Origin of the sequence: Maribacter sp. Asnod1-A12 (assembly GCF_045063735.1) — a bacterium.
Lineage (GTDB): Bacteria > Bacteroidota > Bacteroidia > Flavobacteriales > Flavobacteriaceae > Maribacter.
On record NZ_JBEFNZ010000006.1, the window covers coordinates 1,577,540 to 1,597,046 of the forward strand.

The following is a 19,507-nucleotide window of genomic DNA, read 5'->3' on the forward strand; positions in this document are numbered from 1 at the left end:
GTTAGTATTTTAGAATGCTAGCCCATATTTTTATAAAATGTAGTAATTTTTTTGGACTAATACTCTTTCACCAATTCTTTACTCAGTTCTTCTAGAGAAACCCCTTTGGTTTCGGGCATTTTGGTAATTGCCCAAATAAGTTGCAATACCATCATAGCACAGAAGAAGTAATAGATATACCAGACGTGGTCTTTTAAGATGCCTTCTGTAGCATCTAAGAAAAACGGAGTAATCAATGTAATAATTGCTGCAAATACCCAATGGACACTAACGCCCCAAGATTGCCCGTAAGCACGAATACTGTTCGGAAAAATCTCTGAAATAAATACCCAAATAACAGCACCTTGACCAATGGCGTGAGAAGCAACAAAAGTACAGATGAATGTTAGTGTTAGGGTCGATCCTAGATTTATTTGAAAACATAGTCCCACCATTACCAAACTTATGATGTAACCAATTGATCCAATAATGATGAGTTGTCTTCTACCGAGCTTATCTAATAAACGTATTCCTATGAAGGTGAATACGAGGTTTACGATACCTATAGCAATAGAATTAAATAAAGATTCCTTACCTCCCAGTCCAGCTTGTTCTAAAATTTCTGGGGCATAATACAGTACAAAGTTAATACCAGAAAGTTGGTTAAAAAATGCAATAAAGAAAGCAAGCCAAAGTACTTTAGAATATTTCTTTTGTAAAAGACTTTCACTTTTAGCTGTGTGTTTTAGGTCGGTTTTAATCTCTGTCAGCTGCTGTGCCGCTTTTTCTTTTGAGTGTATAATCTCTAATATTTTCAATGCGGCGGCTTCGTCTTTTTTATGTAGTGCCAACCACCGTGGACTCTCTGGTACGGTAAAAACCATTAGGGTATAAATGAATGCAGGTATGGCTTCAATGCCCAACATCCAACGCCAGTCATTTGCTCCGTCAAAACCTTTAAGCAGCCAGTTAGAGACAAAGGCGATTAGTATGCCGAATACCAACCAGAACTGATAGAGTCCACCTAGCTTACCACGATTCTCTTTTGATGTAATTTCAGAGATATAAATCGGTGCTGCAACAGATGAGATACCAACACCTAGGCCACCAATAAAACGAAATATAGAGAACGAATAAGGGTCTTGGGCCAAAGCCGAACCTAATGCGGAAACCAAGAATAGAATACCGACCCAGAGTAAGGTTTTTTTACGACCTAAATTTTTGGTAGGTATACCGCCAAAAAGAGAACCTACGACAGTACCCCAAAGTGCCATGCTCATAATAAAAGTACCATGAAATAGAGGTGATGTATTCCATAATTGTTTAATGGGTTCGTTTGCTCCCGAGATAACTACGGTATCAAATCCAAATAAAAATCCTGCAAGAGCTACGGTTATAGACCAAACGATAATTCTGTTCATTGTTGAGTATTAAGTTGTAGTTAAATATAACAAATCAAAACCGTTAAATCTTAATCTAAAAGGACAACAAAAAAAATAGAGAATCGCTAACTTGTGGTATTATTAAAATTTGAACGATGAAAGATTTAAAAAATAAAGTAGCCTATATCACAGGAGGGACCAAGGGAATAGGATTTGCAGTAGCACAAACATTATTGAAACAAGGTATGAGAGTTGCCATTAGTGGGCGTTCTCAAGAAAGTGTGGATAAGGCTTTAAAGGATTTTGACAACGATGCTGTTTTAGGTATTGTGTCTGACGTAGCAAAAATGGCAGATGAGAAGAATGCCGTTTCTAAAATAATGGATAAATGGGGTCAAGTAGATGTGGTCTTGGCAAATGCCGGAGTTGGTAATTTTGCACCTATTGATGAAATGACGGATGAAGAATGGCATCAGATGATAGATACCAATTTAAATGGTACTTTTCACACCTTAAAAGCTTCTGTAGCGGCTTTAAAGAAGTCAGAGGGGTATTATATAACATTGGCTAGTTTGGCAGGTACCAACTTCTTTGCAAAAGGCGCAGGGTATAATGCTTCTAAATTCGGAGTGGTAGGTTTTACACAAGCTGCAATGTTAGATTTAAGACAATATGGAATTAAAGTTTCTACCATAATGCCAGGATCGGTGTCCACACATTTTAATAATAATGAGCCAGATGAAAAAGATGCTTGGAAAATTCAGCCAGAAGATATTGGTGAATTGGTATTAGACTTGTTACAAATGAACGAAAGAACCTTACCAAGTAAAATTGAGGTAAGACCAACACGACCGGATAAGAAGTAGTATTACACTTCTTTTTCTATAAATGGAATATCAGTGTTACATATTTCTGTAATTAGCTGACTAAGTATCTGCTCGAAATCAGAAATGACTGCATTATTTATGATGTGATTTTTTGTGGTTGATCGGGCAGATTCTTTTTGTGCGAATAGCAAAGTGCCTTCTGCGAAATTCTTTAATGAGATAATACCTGCTTGAATAGCAAGGTTCTCTGTGGGTTGGGTTTTAAAGTACATTAAAGCGTAACAAAGTAATTGAAACGCTTTGCTGTATTGGTATTCTTCGTTCAAAATTTCCCAATCTACAATCTCAACATTACGGCGTTCTACTTTTCCTGTTTTGTAATCTATAATGCGTGTTATACCATCGTATTCATCTACACGGTCTAACTTTCCTTTTAAAATAATAGGGAATTCTAAACCTGGTACTGTAAGCGGTACGGATAGTTCTTGTTCTAGGGCAATGATTTTTATGCTATGATCCTTTATAGCGGTTATTTCGGCATCAATAAATGTCTGTATATATTTTAGGATAACATGAAAAGAAATATAGTTTTTGCCTGAACTTATATTTCCTTCCTTATATGTTTTTTCAAAATTTCTGGCTACGGAAGTAGATACGTTCTTTCGTATGGCGTTTAATGATTCTTCAGTAAGTGTTTTGCCAACAAGCGGAGTGTATAGTTCTTCTAAACTATCATGTACAATGGTACCAAAGGTATTGGGCGCCAACGTTTCCTCTACTTGCATAACCTCATTGATATTCAATAAGTTCTGCTTGTAAAAATCTATAGGGTTTCTAATGTAATTACTCAATGAACTTGGTGAGAACCCTTTTCTAGCTTTCTCCTGGATAAGAGCTGCTAAGCTACTTGTCTTTTCAACCTGTTCTATTTCTTTGGTAATGGGCTGAATAGTTGGTGTCGCAATAAAAGACTTTATATCGGTTCTATTATCGTCGGTTAGCAGCTGCGTAATTAATCTACTACGTTCCCCGCCTTCCAAGGCATCTGGTTCCGTATTGTAAAGAACATACACGTTTTTAGCACGTTGTAACAGACGGTAGAAGTGATAGGTATATACCGCGTCTTTCTCTTTATAGGTTGGTAATCCGTTTTTAATTTTTAAGTCGAACGGAATAAACGAATTATTGGATTTCCCCGATGGTAATACGCCCTCGTTTACAGAAGTAATGATAATAGTTTCAAAATCTAACAATCTACTTTCTAACATTCCCATAATTTGAATGCCTTCAATTGGGTTTCCTTGAAAATCTAAAGTTTCTGAACTCAATAATTGACTAAATAAATGTTTAAGACTTTTAAGATTGTTGATGTACGTAAAACTTGTACATAAATCTTTTAGCTGATTAAATAACGTAAAGAATTTATAAAGCTGTTCTAGTAAAAGGGAGTTCTGTTTTACAACTTCTATAGTCCTGATGGATTGAATAAGTGCTAGAAAGTTATCTATAAGACTATTCGGATTATTCTTTACATCTTCAAAAAGTAAATGAATAGCCGCATGTTCCGGTAATAGCTCGCGTATTTGGGTATTGGTAATATATGACCAGTTATTTGTTTTAATTTTTGAAACTAAACGCTCTGTTGAGACTTCGTTGGCATCAAATAGTAGTACGGCATATGAGTGTGTCAAAAGATTTAGTAAATGCTTGTAGAACCATCCTTTTTCGGTCTTTTGTTCGTGAAACTCAATAAGGTTGGTGAAAAAGCTGGCTAATGTAGTAGACTCTAGCTTTTGTCCCATGGTGATGTTCGTAGCCGGAATATTATCAGGAATAGAATTCAACAGCGGGTTCAGTAATTCTTCATTACCTAAAACAATGGCGGCGTTACGTAAAGTATCAGGAGATTCATTCTGAATTTTGAACAGTAGATCCCCTACATAATTTATTTGAGATATATTCTTAGGCACTCCAATTATTTCAATATTCTTATCGGTATTGTAGTAATTGGTTAATCCTGCTAGAGGTTTCCCTTTTAAAACATTCCATGTACTTTTATAATTGCGTATAAAATAACCTGCATCATGAATATTGTCTTGTAAAAAATAGGGGTCTATATCCCAATATATCGAAGCATCTGTTTTTTCTAAAATAGTCTGTATCAGAATACTTTCGGCAGTGTTTAGGGCATTAAAACCTAGAAATATATGTTTTTTGCTAGTGTTGTTGATATAGTTAGGTAATTCTGATACCGATGTTTTATAAATGAGACCTTGGTGACCAAGCCCTTGTTCTAATAAACGATTATTAAACTGATTATAAATCTCTTCTAAATACCTCCAAAAATGAAGGTAGTTTTCAATCATTTCAGAATTATCAGGATTTAATGACCAATGGTTGACTTCTTGAATGGCAGCAACATTTTGATATAAGGTTGCGGCTTCAACTAAGTAACGGTCTACTTCATTAAAATCTTGTAATAAAATTTGCCCCCATTTTAAAAAAGAATCGAAAGATTCTTTTTCATAGTCACCTACTTTTAGATAGGCGTGATAGAGTTCAAATAATTGTGTGGTTGTATTTGCGGTAACAAGGTTAGAAACCTTTTCAATGAAATCTTCTATACTGTAGATTTCTGGGGCAAGTACAGTCTGGTTAAGTGATTGTGATAGTGTTTTCTTAAGAAATACACCAGCACGTTTACTAGGTAGAACAAAAACTACATTACCAGTGTCTGGGTTGTCACTTAAAACCTTTTGTACTACATCTTGTATAAAACTCTGCATAGTGTAAAAATAAAAAAGCTCCGCAATATTGCGGAGCTTTTATTTATTAAAACACTTAGGTTTGTTTTAAACTTATTTTACTAAGTTAATTTCTACCCTTCTGTTTTGAGTTCTACCAGCTCTTGTATTGTTTGTTGCGATAGGCTTAGCCTCACCGTAACCAACAGCAGATAATCTAAACTCTTCGATTCCTTTGTCAACTAAGAATTCTTTTACAGAAAGAGCTCTTGACTCAGAAAGGCTTTGGTTTAATTTTTCGCTACCTACGCTGTCAGTATGACCTTCAACAGTAAACTTAGCGTTAGGGTATTCTTTAAGGATTGTGATAATGTCAACCATTACAGAAGTAGACTCAGCTTTAATAGAAGATTTACCAGTATCAAATAAGATAGTTCTAGCATAATCGTTCAATTGCTTTTGAACTTCAGCAGTTACTTCAGGACAACCAGCGTTAGCTACTGTACCAGCAACATCTGGACATTGATCATCTTTGTCAAGTACACCGTCGCCATCTTTATCAGCCCAAGGACAACCTTTGTTTTCAGCAGGACCAGCTTCAGAAGGACAAGCGTCATCTTTATCAGCAACACCGTCACCGTCAGCATCAGGACAACCAGCTAAAGCAGGAAGACCAGCTTCATTTGGACAAGCATCATCTTTATCAGCAACACCGTCACCGTCAGCGTCAGGACATCCGTTCATTTCTTTAGAACCAGCTTCGTTAGGACAAGCATCTTTGCTGTCTTCGATACCATCACCGTCAGAATCAGGACAACCGTTGAATGCTTCAAGACCAGCAACTTCTGGACAAGCATCATCTTTATCGTAGATACCATCACCATCAGTATCAGTACCACCAAATTTAACTGAGATACCAGCTAAATGTTGCATGTGTGGAGCTAAGTAATCTTCAAAAGCATGCTTGTAAGAAGATTGTAATGTAAGACCTAAGTTTTCAGAAAACCAGATATTAAGTCCAATACCACCATTTACAGTACCAGCACCGATTTCATCGATCCAAGTATAACCACCACCGATTTCGATGAATGGGTCAAGAACTGTTTGTCTTTTAATGATATCATATTTTATTGTACCATCTATAGCGTAGTGAGAAAGATCGTCAACGCTAACGTCACCAAATTTGCTGATTTTGTTAAGAGAACCTCTAGCTCCAACAGAGAAACCATCTCCTATTGACTTAGATACTCCTACATAAGATATAGAAGGTAAAATGTTCCAGTGATCGTTCACATTGAAGAATTCGTTACCGAAAGAACTTACATCCGAAGTTGGATATACGTCAATGGCATTAACCCCAAATTGCACTTGCCAAGGGTTATTCTCGTCTTGCGCTTGTATGCTGTTGATACCTACAACAAGTAGGGCAACCGCCAATAATTTGCTAAGATGTTTCATGTATTAAATTTTAAGTTTAAGTGTTTATTAGCTGCAAATGTAACTTGTTAAATATTATTAACAAAATCAATTTCCTATTTTTTTTAGCGCATTTAATAGATTAAATATGTCTTTTAAACGATTTTTAGCTCTTTGCCCACTTCTGTGAAAGCTGCAATGGCCGAATCTAGATGCTGCTTTGTATGTGCGGCAGATAGTTGAACTCTTATACGAGCCTTACCTTTTGGAACTACTGGATAGAAAAAACCGATTACATAAATGCCTTTTTCTAATAGTTTATTTGCCATTTCTTGCGATAATTTAGCATCATAAAGCATAACTGGCACAATTGCAGAGTCTCCATCGACAATGTCGAAGCCTGCATTTTCAATGCCTTTTTTAAAGTATGCAGTATTTTCTTGCAACCGATCGCGTAAAGTTGTGTCGTTTTCAAGCATATCGAATACTTTAATAGATGCCCCCACAATAGCTGGTGCCAAAGAGTTTGAAAACAGATAGGGTCTAGAACGTTGTCTTAATAAAGTGATAATTTCTTTTTTACCTGTAGTATAACCTCCCATTGCGCCACCTAGAGCCTTGCCTAAAGTACCGGTTATAATATCAATTCTTCCCATAACACCTTTTTCTTCTAAGGTGCCTTTGCCCTTTTCGCCAATAAAACCAGTGGCATGGCATTCGTCGATCATCACTAAAGCATCGTACTTATCGGCTAGATCACATATTTTATCTAACGGAGCTACGATACCGTCCATAGAGAATACACCATCTGTAACAATAATTTTAAATCGAGCTCCGTCTTCATTCGCTTTTATAAGCTGGGTTTCTAAATCGGCCATATCGCTATTGGCATAACGGTAACGTTTTGCTTTGCATAAACGAACACCATCAATAATAGAGGCGTGGTTTAAAGAATCGGAAATAATCGCATCTTCTGCACTAAGCAAAGGCTCAAATACTCCGCCATTGGCATCAAAGGCTGCGGCGTATAATATCGTGTCTTCGGTAGCATAGAAATGTGCGATTTTTTCTTCTAATGTTTTATGTATGTCTTGGGTTCCACAAATAAAACGTACTGAAGACATACCAAAACCATGAGTATCCATAGCATCTTTAGCGGCTTGTATAACATCTGGGTGAGATGATAGACCTAAATAATTATTAGCACAAAAATTGATAACCTCTTGTCCGGTATCTATTTTAATAACGGCATCTTGTGGAGAAACGATAATTCGTTCCTCTTTAAAAAGTCCATCACTTTTAATGTTGTCAATTTCTTGTTGTAAGTGTTGTTTGATTTTTCCGTACATATTCCTTTATATATAAGCTAGTTCTATTTCTTTATTTATATACACAATAATTTTATGATCTATTGTGTAGCCCATATTTGAAAAACTCTGGGCATAGGTATTTACTTGATGATGATATTTTGGGTTTTGTTCTCCTGTTTTATAGTCTATTATTGTCGCATGTTTACCTTTTAGAACAACTCTATCAGGTCTTTGAATTGTACCATCCGCCATTAATAAATCTCGTTCATTTAGTATTTCAATGTTATGCTGGTAAAATTGGTTCAAATCTTCATGAAAGATGACCTTTTTTACAATTTCCTTTATCTCAATGACTTCTTGCTCTTTGACCAAACCTTTTTGTAGTGCCATTTGTATGGCTCTATCTAAATCTTTAGACGTGTAAACAGCACCTAATATATAATGTATAACATTACCTTGGTTTATCGCAACGTCTAGCCCTTCGTCCCACAAAGTGCCTGCCAAGGCAAGAATTTTAAAATCGGGTCTATTTTTATTGGTATATATATAAGGTATAGTGAGTTGGTCTGTACTATTTTGTTTTTTAGAGGGTGGTGGTGTCAATTTACCAAAGTCATATGATAGTTTGTCTTGTTGATATGCACCAATACTTTTTAGAAAGTGAATGAATAGACCAGAATACGAATTGGTATTATGTTCCCCTTTTTTATCAAGTTTATTAGCGCTTATTATAAATAAGGCATTAACAGCTCTTGTAAGCACTACATATAATAGGTTGAAAGCATCGAGCTGTAATTTTTGGTGATCAATTTCATAAAGTAACGATTCAAGCTCACCATATTCTTGAACTTCTTGTTTTTTATTGATAAGTACTTCGGAAAAGCCTAAAAACTCTTCTTTACTTACCGGAAGCCATAGTTTAGGGTCGATTTCTTCGAATACATTTGAATTGGCATATGGAAAAATTACAACAGGAAATTCCAGACCCTTAGATTTATGAATGGTCATAATCTGTACCGATTCAATATTTTCGGGAGTACTGATACTTGCAGTATTCCCCTTTTTATCCCAATAGTCTAAAAAGGACTGCATGTCTGAGCCATATTTAGATTCAACGTCAAAAACTAAATCCATAAAAGCAGAAAGGTGAGCATCTGACGTAGGAATAAGGTTAAATGTTTTTATAGCATAGGCTAAACCATCAAAAACCGAAGCTTGTCTTAGTGTAGAAGCATCAAAACCATATGTTTCAAAAAGATGGGTGTCAAGGTTTCCTAAGTTTTCAGAGATATAGGCATGTTTATCTTTTACCCCTTCCGATAGAAAATTTAATATTTCATATTGAATCTCTAATTCGGTAGGCTGAACCATATACCTAATTAGTTGAACCAAGAAAATGGTTTTGGTACTTTCGCTTAATAATAAGGAATCTGAAGAAACAACAGGCACGTTATTTTGCATTAAATGGTCAGCCAGTAGTAGTCCATGTTTCTTTTTTCTGATGATAATACAGATATCATTATAGGTATAACCTTGGTCCAGACAATTTTGAATGGTCGCTAATGTATTAGCCGCATAATCTTCATCGGTTTCTTCTTCTAGCAATGAGATATTTACAAAACCGCCTTCTTTCTGATTGATTTCTTGTGTATTTCCTTTTTTAAAGAACTCTTGATAAATATCGTTCTCTAAAAACGGACTTATGCTTTGAAAAAAGTTATTGTTGAAATGAATGACCTCTGCATAACTTCTATAGTTTTTTGGTAACGTAACTAGTTCTGACTTTATGGTAAATGGATGCGTTTGGTGGGTTGCCAATTCTAGAAACTGTTCGGCTTTACCACCACGCCATCTGTAAATCGCTTGCTTTGGGTCGCCCACTAAAAATAATGACCCGGTACTGCCCAATTCATCTTCTCCTTCCATGGCACTCCCAATTAATGGAATAAGATTTTCCCATTGCATTTGCGAAGTATCTTGAAATTCGTCAATAAAATAATGACGGTATTTTTCGCCAAGTCGTTCGTAAATAAATGGAGCCGGTTGATTTTTGACTTCTTTGGCGATTAAGGTGTTGAATTCTGATATTGATAATTGGTCTTTCTCTTCTTGAATAATCTTCAGTTCTTTTTGAATGGCATTTAATAGCGCAAAAGGAATTATGTTTCTGTTGATATTAGCAAACAGACCTCTTTTATAAATTAGCTCTTTTATAGCTTGATAATGATAAAGCAATTGAGGAGCTAAATCTGTCGGAGCATTTTTAACGGTAGCTTTTACTACTTTACCTTCAATTAAATTATCCTCTAGTTTATTATTGTAGAGTTGGGTAGGTGTAAAGTTGCCGGCAATTATTTTTTTAAAGTGATTGGGTAAAGTTTCTCTAGGGAAATCTTTAAGATCCAATCCTGATGTAGTTATAGTATCGATAGCGGCAGTTGCAAGTTCAACAATACGTGTTTCTAGGTTTTTTGTTTGTTTTTTTAAATGAATTTGTAGTTTTAAGAAGTCGCTTAGTTGAATATCTTTTAATTGCTTTAAATGTGCGGCATTGTTTTCATCGAATATCAGTTTACCTATTTTTAAAAGATCGAATCCAATATCCCAACTTCGGTCATCCTCAATTTTCTCCAAGGCAAAATCTAAAAGCACCTTTGTAAATTCAGGGTCTTCTCCTGCTTTACTGATTACACGTTCAACGGCTTCTTGTAAAAGTAGGTCAACGTCAAGTACAACCTCGAAATTCTGAGGTATCTTTAAGTCTTTCGCAAATGTTCTGATAAGTCTATGGGTAAACTTATCTATTGTAGAAATATCAAAAAAGGCATAGTTGTGTAAAATTTGCTTTAACCGAAGTTTGCTTAGAACAGGTAGTTCTTCAAAAGTGTAACTGGTTTCTTTTAATATGTCAGTGAATAACGGGCTAGCGTCGTCAAGAGAAATGGTCTTTGAAAACTCGAAAAGACTATTTAAAATACGATGTTTCATTTCATTTACCGCTTTATTGGTAAATGTGATGGCTAGTATTTTTCTGAAATTCTGGGGTGATTCTAGTATGATTTTCAGGTATACTTTGGCAAGGGCATAGGTTTTGCCAGATCCTGCAGAGGCATTATATATAGTAAAAGAATTGGTAGACACTGGTTTTTACTGCAAATTAATGATTCCTGTACAGTTCTTAACAAATTATTACATGAATATAAATGTTAAAATCCGTAACTTTGGGAGACAATTAGTATAAATCTAAAAACACATAAATTATGGCTTTTGAACTACCAAAATTGCCTTACGCTTATGATGCTCTTGAGCCTCATATTGATGCAAGGACAATGGAAATACATCATACAAAACATCATAACGGATATACCACTAAGTTAAATGCTGCTATTGAAGGTACTGAACTAGAAGGAAAATCTATAGAAGATATTTTAACAGGATTAGACATGAACAATGGTGCTGTTAGAAATAACGGTGGTGGTTTTTATAACCATTCATTATTCTGGACAATTTTATCACCAAATGGTGGTGGAGAGCCTAGTGGTGAGTTAGCATCGGCTATTGATACGGCTTTTGGCTCTTTTGAAGAATTTAAAAGTAAATTCACTACTGCTGCTGGTACAAGATTTGGTTCTGGTTGGGCATGGTTATGTGTTCATAAAGGAGGTAAAGTAGAAGTGTGTTCTTCACCTAATCAAGATAATCCTTTAATGCCAGGTGTTGGTTGTGGAGGCTTCCCAATTTTAGGATTAGATGTTTGGGAACATGCATATTACCTAAACTATCAAAATAAGAGACCAGATTATATTGAAGCATTTTTCAATATCATTAACTGGGATGAAGTTTCGAAATTATACGCAAGTAACAAATAAGAAAGAGCAGAAATATTCTTAACTAACTTGTAGGAAACCACTTATGAATTATTCATGGGTGGTTTTTTTGTTTTTAAAATAGAAAAGGGCGGAGAAGTCTCCACCCTTTTCGTCCCAAATCTTACCATAAACTTAACCTACTTATGCTATGGCGAGACTAAATTACTGGTATTGAGTAAATAAAAAAAGGATTTTTAAGAAAAAAATAAACTTTTATTTATGAGTAGATGGTTTTCTATAGTGTGGACTTAGGGGGTAACTAGTTGTTTTATAGGCCAATTGGTATAAAATAAAAAGACGGAGCAATGCCCCGTCTTTTCCCCAAATCTTACCATGAACTTAACCTACTTATGCTATGGTTCTGTAAATATATAGGCATATGCTGTCAAACAAAAAGCTAATCGTTGTACGTCACAGACTTAGGTTGTACTACTAGAATTAATAATTGAGGATAACTTATAGGAATAGAGAAGTTAGAAAGGGTTGTAAAATAAAAAGACGAAGCAATGCTCCGTCTTTTCCCCAAATCTTACCATGAACTTAACCTACTTATGCTATGGTTCTGTAAATATATGTGCAGGTAGTGGTATACAAAAAGCTAATCGTTGTACGTCACAAACTTAAGTTGTAATACCGAAATTAATAATTGAGGAATAATTTATAGGAATAGAGAAGTTAGAAAGGGCTGTAAAATAAAAAGACGGAGCAATGCCCCGTCTTTTTCCCCAAATCTTACCATGAACTTAACCTACTTATGCTATGGTTCTGTAAATGTAATAGGCTTATTAATGCTTTTAAAAGGAATTGGCTGAACGTCTTGTAATTACGTTAAAGGGTTCTTTGTGAAGAAAGGGATTACAAGCATGTAGGGTGGAAAAAATTAAAAATAAAAAAGGTGGAGAAATCTCCACCTTTTTTGCCCCAAATCTTACCATGAACTTAACCTACTTATGCTATGGTAGCTTTAAATGTAAAGCGGGTTAAGTCAAATCGACTATTCCATCGATAAAATACTAATTTTGTCGATGAAATACACAATATTTGTGCATTTCATCGAAATATTATTTAATAAGCGCGTTCATTATTTCCTTCATAGAAATTTATGAAAGCTCTGTTTACAACTCTGTTTCCGCCTGGTGTTGGATAATTACCGGTGAAATACCAATCTCCTAAATTTTTTGGACAAGCTTCGTGTAAACTTTCGATCGTTTGATATATGATAGAAACTTCTGCATTTATTCCTTCTGGACTTAATAGTTCTCCTGTTTTCTTTGAAATCTCTTTAGCGGTAAATGGTGCGTAGAATTCTTTTACATAATTAATAACATCATTATCATGACTATTTACCTGAGTAAGACATTTTTTGTAAATATCCTCAACTATATGCATAGAGTTGTTGTCTTGGTGTAAAGCTAGGGCCGCTTTAAAGGCTATAAAGTCTTCTAGCTTGGCCATATCTATACCATAACAATCAGGATACCTTATTTGAGGTGCAGATGAAACGACAATAATTTTCTTAGGTGAAAGTCTATCAAGTATTCTTAAAATACTCTTTTTAAGAGTTGTGCCACGAACGATACTATCATCTATAATAACAAGATTATCACCTTTTTTTACAGAGCCATAAGAAATATCGTAGACGTGGGCTACAAGGTCATCTCTACTGCTATCTTGAGTAATAAAAGTTCTAAGCTTGGCATCTTTGATGGCCACTTTTTCGATTCTAGGTCGTACTTCTAATATTTCATGAAGTTGTTCACCGGTTATTCCAGTACCCAAAGCAAGAATTTGTTCTTCTTTTTTCTTGTTTAGATAGTTCTGCGCTTCTTTGACCATACCATAGAAAGAAGTCTCGGCCGTATTTGGAATATATGAGAAGACTGTATTTTTGATATCCTCATTTATAGATTCTAAAATTTGAGGAAAAACCAACTTACCTAAAGCTTTACGTTCTTGGTAGATTTCTTTATCACTACCTCTAGAGAAATAGATGCGTTCAAAAGAACATGCCTTACGTTCTTTTGGTTCTTGAATTTGTTCTATTGTGCTAGTTCCGTTCTTTTTAATAATAATAGCTGCCCCTGGGTCTAGTTCTTTTACTTCTTCGTAAGGTACGTTGAAGACCGTTTGTATAGCAGGGCGTTCTGATGCTACCACCACAACCTCGTCATCCCTATAATAATAAGCAGGTCTAATTCCGCTTGGGTCTCTTAAAACAAAAGAATCACCATGGCCTAATAAGCCGGCCATTGCGTAACCGCCATCGAAATTCTTCGCGGCCCTTTTTAATATTTTATGCACTTTTAAACGTTCTGCAATAATTGCTGAAGCTTGCTGTTTGGTATAGCCTTCTTTCTTGATTTGCTTGTATAGTTTCGCAACCGCATCATCAAGAAAATGACCTATCTTTTCCATAACTGTAACCGTATCCGCCATTTCTTTTGGGTGCTGCCCTAGCTGAATAAGATTATCGAACAGTTCATGAACATTGGTCATGTTGAAGTTACCTGCAACAATAAGGTTACGGTGCATCCAGTTGTTCTGTCTCAAGAATGGGTGTACACTTTCGATACTGTTTTTTCCGAAAGTTCCATAACGTACGTGGCCTAAAAGTAACTCGCCTATATAGGGTATATGCTTTTTTTGCAAAGCCACGTTATCTTCATACTCAGGGTGCTCTTTAAGCTCGGTATTTATACGGTCGTTGATTTGGGCAAAAATATCTTGTATAGGTTGTTGTTGACAAGAACGAACACGGCTCATATAACGTTCTCCAGCCTTTACATCTAATTTTATACTGGCAAAACCTGCACCGTCTTGACCACGATTGTGCTGTTTTTCCATCATTAGATACATTTTATTTACACCATAAAATGCTGTTCCATACTTTTCCTTGTAATACTCTAAAGGCTTTAATAACCGTATTACAGAAATACCACATTCATGCTTAATTGCGTCACTCATTACTTTTTGGTATTAAAAAAACCCCAAATATTTGGGGTTAAGTGTTTATTGTAATTCTATGTCAAACTGTGTCAGTTTTTTAAACTGATGCAGTCTTTCTCTAATTTCTTTACGTTCTAAATGAATCATTCTTTCTGCGCCAAATTTTTCGACACTGAACGATGCTAAATTGGATCCGTGTATAATAGCCTTCTTCATGTTCTCAAAAGAACTATCGTTGGTTGCTGCCAAGTATCCTGAAAAACCACCTGCAAATGTATCGCCGGCACCTGTAGGGTCAAAAACTTCTTCTAAAGGTAGTGCCGGTGCAAAGAAAATTTGGTCTTCATTAAATAATAAAGCACCGTGTTCTCCTTTTTTGATCACTACATATTTAGGGCCCATGGTAAAAATCTTTTGTGCAGCTTTTACCAAAGAGTATTCGCCCGTTAATTGTCTAGCCTCTTCATCATTGATGGTTAAAACATCGATATGTTTAATCACTTCCGTTAAATCATTTAAAGCATTGTCCATCCAAAAGTTCATAGTGTCCAATATGATTAATTTTGGTCGTTTTTTCATCTGATTAATTACACCTAATTGAACAATTGGGTGAAGATTGCCTAGCATTACTACATCGGCGTCATTGTAATTTTCAGGAACAACAGGGTTGAAGTCTTCTAAGGTATTTAGTTCTGTAGCTAAAGTATCTCTGGAATTTAAATCGTTATGGTATTTGCCTTTCCAAAAGAAAGTTTTACCACCTTTTACGATTTCTAAGGCAGATATGTCAATACCCCTATCGGTTAATAAGTCTAAATATTCTTGAGGTAGGTCATCACCTACGATAGATATAATAGCTGAATCTACATCGAATTGAGATGCCGCTAATCCAATATAGGTAGCTGCGCCGCCCAAAATTTTATCTGTTTTGCCAAAAGGAGTTTCGATGGCGTCAAAAGCGACAGTTCCTACAATTAAAAGCTTGCCCATAAATGTGAAAAAATTTAAGATGCAAATATACGATTTTGAAAGGCTAATTAAAATGGATTATGAAATACAAATTGTAATAGTTATCAAAGGCGAATTGTTGATACAAAATGCCAATTATTTCCTACCAAAATCAGCAGGAATTTCTCCCCAAGCCTTCGTTTCCCATTTTGCGATAACTGTAGTGTATTTATTTTTCTTTAACCAGTCTTCAGCTCTAGCTATAAGTTCAAAAAGGTTTTTGTTTTTGGCAGATGCTGTTAGTTTAGTATTACATTTCTTTTTTCGTACCCAACTCATGGCGGTTCTAGAATCTGTGTATATAATACGGTCGCTATTACGCTCTTTCAAAAATGCTAGTCCGTGAACCAAAGCTAAAAATTCGCCGATATTGTTGGTGCCTTGGGGAAAGGGACCTTGTTTAAACAATTTTTTGCCCGTTTTGGTATCAACACCTTGGTATTCCATAACTCCGGGATTTCCACTAGAAGCCGCATCAACAGAAATAGAATGATAATTTGGCAAACCTATTTTTGCCAATTCTTCTTTAGATAAGGTGGAGGTTGTTTTTTTCTTTCCTTTAAAATCGGCGTAATTACCATTATAGGCTTTTTTGGCGATGTCAAAAGATTCAAAAGATTTGTATTCTGCGCCGGCATAGTTAGCAATAGATTTTTTGCATGCTGCCCATGAATCAAAGATGCCTGGTTTTTTACCTTTCCATACTACATAGAATTTTCCTTTTTTCGCCATTATTGTTTCGATAAAATTTCGTCAATAACTTTTGGGAAGTATTCATATTCTAATTCGTGGACTTTAGCGGCAATATCATTTGCGGTGTCGTTTTCATCAATGGTTGCTTTTGCTTGTTTGATAATTGCACCTTCATCATAATGTGCATTTACGTAATGTATGGTAATACCGGTTTCAGTCTCTTTATTTTCCTTAATTGCATTATGAACGTTCATACCGTACATGCCCTTACCGCCATATTTAGGTAGTAACGCAGGATGAATATTTATGATCTGCTTAGGGAAAGCATTGGTGATAGATTCTGGTATTTTCCATAAAAAGCCAGCTAATACTATAAGGTCTGGCTTTAGTGACTTTATCATATTTAAAATAAAGTCACTTTTAGAAAATGCTTGGCGATTAAAGAATATGGCGTTTATTTCAAGTCTGTTGCAGCGTTCAATGACTTTGGCATCGCTTTTGTTAGTTAGTACACAGCATATAGTAACATCTTTGCGGAGTTTAAAATAGTTGGCAATGTTTTCAACATTAGATCCAGAACCTGAGGCAAAAAGAATAATTTTTTTGGTTTTCAATACAAGTGGTCTTTATAAGAGGGCAATCAATTAAATTTTAAGTTAGGCAAATAAAGTAAATTTAAAGCTTGTCAGAATATAGAAAAAAACGATTATCATTTAAAGTTCTAATTACCTCGCTACTTTTAAATACCTTTTATCAACGTTACCGAAACAAAATATTAATGTGGTAAAATTACTGCACATGTCTTTAATTTTATTAAATTACCATACATTTTAACGACAATTAGTGTAATTAAACCAAAGTTTTTTATTTTTGCCTTCAATTTAAATTTTTAAAACAAATATTATTATGTCAGACATTGCATCAAGAGTTAAAGCTATCATCGTTGATAAATTAGGAGTTGATGAAAACGAAGTGGTAACCGAGGCTAGCTTTACTAACGATTTAGGCGCAGATTCATTAGACACGGTAGAGTTGATAATGGAGTTCGAAAAAGAATTTGATATCCAAATTCCAGACGATCAAGCTGAGAATATCGCAACTGTTGGTCAAGCCATCAGCTATATAGAAGAAGCGAAGTAAAACATGTTTTCTTGAATAGAATTCAAATTATCCATGTGGTAAATGCTCCGCATGGATAATTTTTTTTAATTTACGCTTGGTTTAGATTTAAACAAATAAGAAGTTAAATGCAGTTAAAGCGAGTTGTAGTTACAGGTTTGGGGGCACTTACCCCTATAGGTAATAATATTGAAGAGTATTGGGAAGCTTTGGTCAACGGTAAAAGTGGATCAGCACCAATTACTTATTACGATACAGAGAAATTCAAAGTAAAATTCGCATGTGAGCTAAAGAATTACAAGACCGAAGATCACTTTGAAAGAAAAGAAGGCCGTAAGTTAGATAGATTTGCACAGTATGCACTTGTATCTTCAGACGAAGCTATTCTTGATTCTAAATTAGATTTAGAAAAAGTAGATAAATTTCGTGTTGGCGTAATATGGGGAGCAGGAATCGGAGGGTTGGAAACTTTCCAGAACGAGGTCATGAATTTTGCCAATGGTGATGGTACACCAAGATTCAATCCATTCTTTATACCAAAGATGATTGCTGATATAGCACCGGGGAACATTTCTATAAAACATGGTTTTATGGGTCCTAACTATACAACAGTTTCAGCTTGTGCCTCTTCGGCCAATGCAATGATAGATGCCTTGAACTATATACGTTTAGGTCATTGTGATGTTATTGTAACAGGTGGTAGTGAAGCAGCTGTAACCATTGCAGGTATGGGTGGCTTTGGGGCAATGCACGCATTATCAACAAGAAACGATAGTCCAGAAACAGCTTCAAGACCTTTCGACGCAACTAGAGATGGTTTCGTTTTAGGTGAAGGGGCAGGAGCATTGGTTCTTGAGGAATATGAGCATGCTGTTGCAAGAGGAGCAAAAATATATGCAGAAGTAGCAGGTGGCGGTATGTCAAGTGATGCTTACCATATGACTGCACCACACCCAGATGGGATAGGGGTAGTTAGAGTAATGGAAAACTGTTTAAGAGATGCAGGTATGTCAATTGAAGATGTAGATGCCATTAATACGCATGGTACTTCGACACCTTTAGGTGATGTTGCTGAACTTAAGGCAATAACCAAAGTATTTGGCGAACATGCTAAGAAAATAAATATAAATTCGACCAAGTCAATGACCGGTCACTTATTGGGTGCGGCAGGGGCTATTGAGGCAATCGCTTCAATATTGGCGATGGAGCATGGTATAGTACCACCAACCATTAACCATACAACGGTAGATGAGAATATAGATGCTAGTTTAAACCTTACATTGAACAAAGCTCAAAAACGAGATGTTAAAGTTGCCATGAGTAACACATTCGGTTTTGGCGGACACAATGCATGTGTAGTTTTTAAAAAAATTGATTAATTAGTATTTATGTCATTTCCCACAAACTTATTTAATTCCCATCCAAAAGAGGATGGGGATTTTTTTTTGGGAATAACTAGAATTTTAGGTTTTAAGCCTAAAACATTATCATTTTATAAAAAGGCCTTTCTTCATAGGTCAATGAATATAAAAGATGATAAGGGTAACGCTATGAATTATGAAAGACTAGAGTTCTTGGGTGACTCTATGTTGGGTACCATAATTTCCAAACATCTTTATAGCGAAGTGCCAGAAGGGGATGAAGGCTATTTAACTAAAATGCGATCTAAAATTGTTAGCAGGGAGCATTTGAATGAATTAGGAAAAGATCTAGGATTGATCAATTATGTTGAAAGTAGAATTCCTAAGTCACACTTTGGTCAAAATATACATGGTAATGTTTTTGAAGCTCTGGTAGGGGCGATTTATCTTGATAGAGGATATAAATATTGCGAAAAATTTATTCAAAAGAGAGTTGTTGAGCCTTATGTCGATATCGAGCAATTAGAAGGTAGAGTCATAAGTTATAAGAGCCTCGTAATCGAATGGTGTCAGAAAAAGAAGAAAACTTTTGATTTTGATGTGTATGAAGATACAGGCAATGATCCATTAAAACATTTTGCCGTTAAGCTTTCAATAGGTGGTAATGTCGTTGCAAAAGCTCGAGCGACTTCTAAGAAAAAAGCCGAAGAAAGAGCGGCTAAAAGAGCATTTTTTGCATTGCAGGACAAGATGGAAAATTAATCATTTACCAAAATGATTAAATGCTAACATTTTAATAACTTTTAAAGTGTTTTTATCAAATTAAGTAACTAGGCATTATAGCTTAGAAGTT

Annotated in this window: 14 protein-coding genes; 5 read left to right on the top strand and 9 right to left on the bottom strand. The window is 35.4% G+C overall.

Going from position 1 to position 19,507, the window contains the following annotated elements:
* Positions 1-56: 56 nt before the first annotated feature.
* Positions 57-1,400 (bottom strand): sugar porter family MFS transporter, encoded by a 1,344-nt coding sequence (locus ACJJVP_RS06675; RefSeq protein WP_405411956.1) that lies wholly within the window; start codon positions 1,398-1,400, stop codon positions 57-59.
* A gap of 116 nt (positions 1,401-1,516) precedes the next feature.
* Here ACJJVP_RS06675 and ACJJVP_RS06680 point away from each other — a divergent pair, with 116 nt between their 5' ends.
* Complete coding sequence (locus ACJJVP_RS06680) at positions 1,517-2,227, top strand: SDR family oxidoreductase (RefSeq protein WP_405411958.1); 711 nt, start codon at positions 1,517-1,519, stop codon at positions 2,225-2,227.
* Between the two features lie 2 nt (positions 2,228-2,229).
* Here ACJJVP_RS06680 and ACJJVP_RS06685 read toward each other — a convergent pair whose 3' ends face one another.
* From ACJJVP_RS06685 to ACJJVP_RS06700, 4 genes are all read right to left on the bottom strand, one after another.
* Positions 2,230-4,974, bottom strand: a complete 2,745-nt coding sequence (locus ACJJVP_RS06685; protein ID WP_405411960.1) for a PD-(D/E)XK nuclease family protein — start codon at positions 4,972-4,974, stop codon at positions 2,230-2,232.
* Between the two features lie 72 nt (positions 4,975-5,046).
* Positions 5,047-6,390 (bottom strand): OmpA family protein, encoded by a 1,344-nt coding sequence (locus tag ACJJVP_RS06690; protein WP_405411961.1) that lies wholly within the window; start codon positions 6,388-6,390, stop codon positions 5,047-5,049.
* 113 nt (positions 6,391-6,503) lie between these two features.
* On the bottom strand, positions 6,504-7,697 hold the full coding sequence (kbl, locus tag ACJJVP_RS06695; protein ID WP_405411963.1) for a glycine C-acetyltransferase: 1,194 nt from the start codon (positions 7,695-7,697) through the stop codon (positions 6,504-6,506).
* A gap of 6 nt (positions 7,698-7,703) precedes the next feature.
* Positions 7,704-10,799, bottom strand: coding sequence for a UvrD-helicase domain-containing protein (locus ACJJVP_RS06700; RefSeq protein WP_405411966.1), 3,096 nt, complete (start codon positions 10,797-10,799; stop codon positions 7,704-7,706).
* A 119-nt stretch (positions 10,800-10,918) separates the two neighbouring features.
* Here ACJJVP_RS06700 and ACJJVP_RS06705 point away from each other — a divergent pair, with 119 nt between their 5' ends.
* A complete protein-coding gene (locus ACJJVP_RS06705; protein WP_405411969.1) occupies positions 10,919-11,527 on the top strand; it encodes a superoxide dismutase in 609 nt (202 codons plus the stop codon).
* Positions 11,528-12,592: 1,065 nt separating this feature from the next.
* On the opposite strand, the gene ACJJVP_RS06710 is transcribed toward ACJJVP_RS06705, so the two are convergent.
* From ACJJVP_RS06710 to ACJJVP_RS06725, 4 genes are all read right to left on the bottom strand, one after another.
* Positions 12,593-14,491 carry an amidophosphoribosyltransferase gene (locus ACJJVP_RS06710; RefSeq protein WP_405411971.1) on the bottom strand — a complete coding sequence of 633 codons (1,899 nt, stop codon included), beginning with the start codon at positions 14,489-14,491 and terminating at the stop codon, positions 12,593-12,595.
* Between the two features lie 45 nt (positions 14,492-14,536).
* Positions 14,537-15,463 (bottom strand): PfkB family carbohydrate kinase, encoded by a 927-nt coding sequence (locus ACJJVP_RS06715; RefSeq protein ID WP_405411972.1) that lies wholly within the window; start codon positions 15,461-15,463, stop codon positions 14,537-14,539.
* A gap of 114 nt (positions 15,464-15,577) precedes the next feature.
* Positions 15,578-16,213, bottom strand: coding sequence for a viroplasmin family protein (locus tag ACJJVP_RS06720; RefSeq protein ID WP_405411974.1), 636 nt, complete (start codon positions 16,211-16,213; stop codon positions 15,578-15,580).
* Entirely contained in the window at positions 16,213-16,788 is a 576-nt protein-coding gene (locus ACJJVP_RS06725) for a phosphoribosylglycinamide formyltransferase (RefSeq protein WP_405411976.1), read from the bottom strand. The genes ACJJVP_RS06720 and ACJJVP_RS06725 overlap by 1 nt, the downstream gene beginning before the upstream one ends.
* Before the next feature lie 292 nt (positions 16,789-17,080).
* On the opposite strand from ACJJVP_RS06725, the gene ACJJVP_RS06730 reads away from it, so the two are divergent.
* The 3 genes from ACJJVP_RS06730 (at position 17,081) to rnc (ending at position 19,416) form a co-directional block, all read left to right on the top strand.
* Positions 17,081-17,314 (top strand): acyl carrier protein, encoded by a 234-nt coding sequence (locus tag ACJJVP_RS06730; RefSeq protein ID WP_008269813.1) that lies wholly within the window; start codon positions 17,081-17,083, stop codon positions 17,312-17,314.
* Positions 17,315-17,421: 107 nt separating this feature from the next.
* Positions 17,422-18,672, top strand: coding sequence for a beta-ketoacyl-ACP synthase II (gene fabF / locus ACJJVP_RS06735; protein WP_405411978.1), 1,251 nt, complete (start codon positions 17,422-17,424; stop codon positions 18,670-18,672).
* 9 nt (positions 18,673-18,681) lie between these two features.
* Positions 18,682-19,416 carry a ribonuclease III gene (gene rnc / locus ACJJVP_RS06740; RefSeq protein ID WP_405411980.1) on the top strand — a complete coding sequence of 245 codons (735 nt, stop codon included), beginning with the start codon at positions 18,682-18,684 and terminating at the stop codon, positions 19,414-19,416.
* The last annotated feature ends 91 nt before the right edge of the window (positions 19,417-19,507 follow it).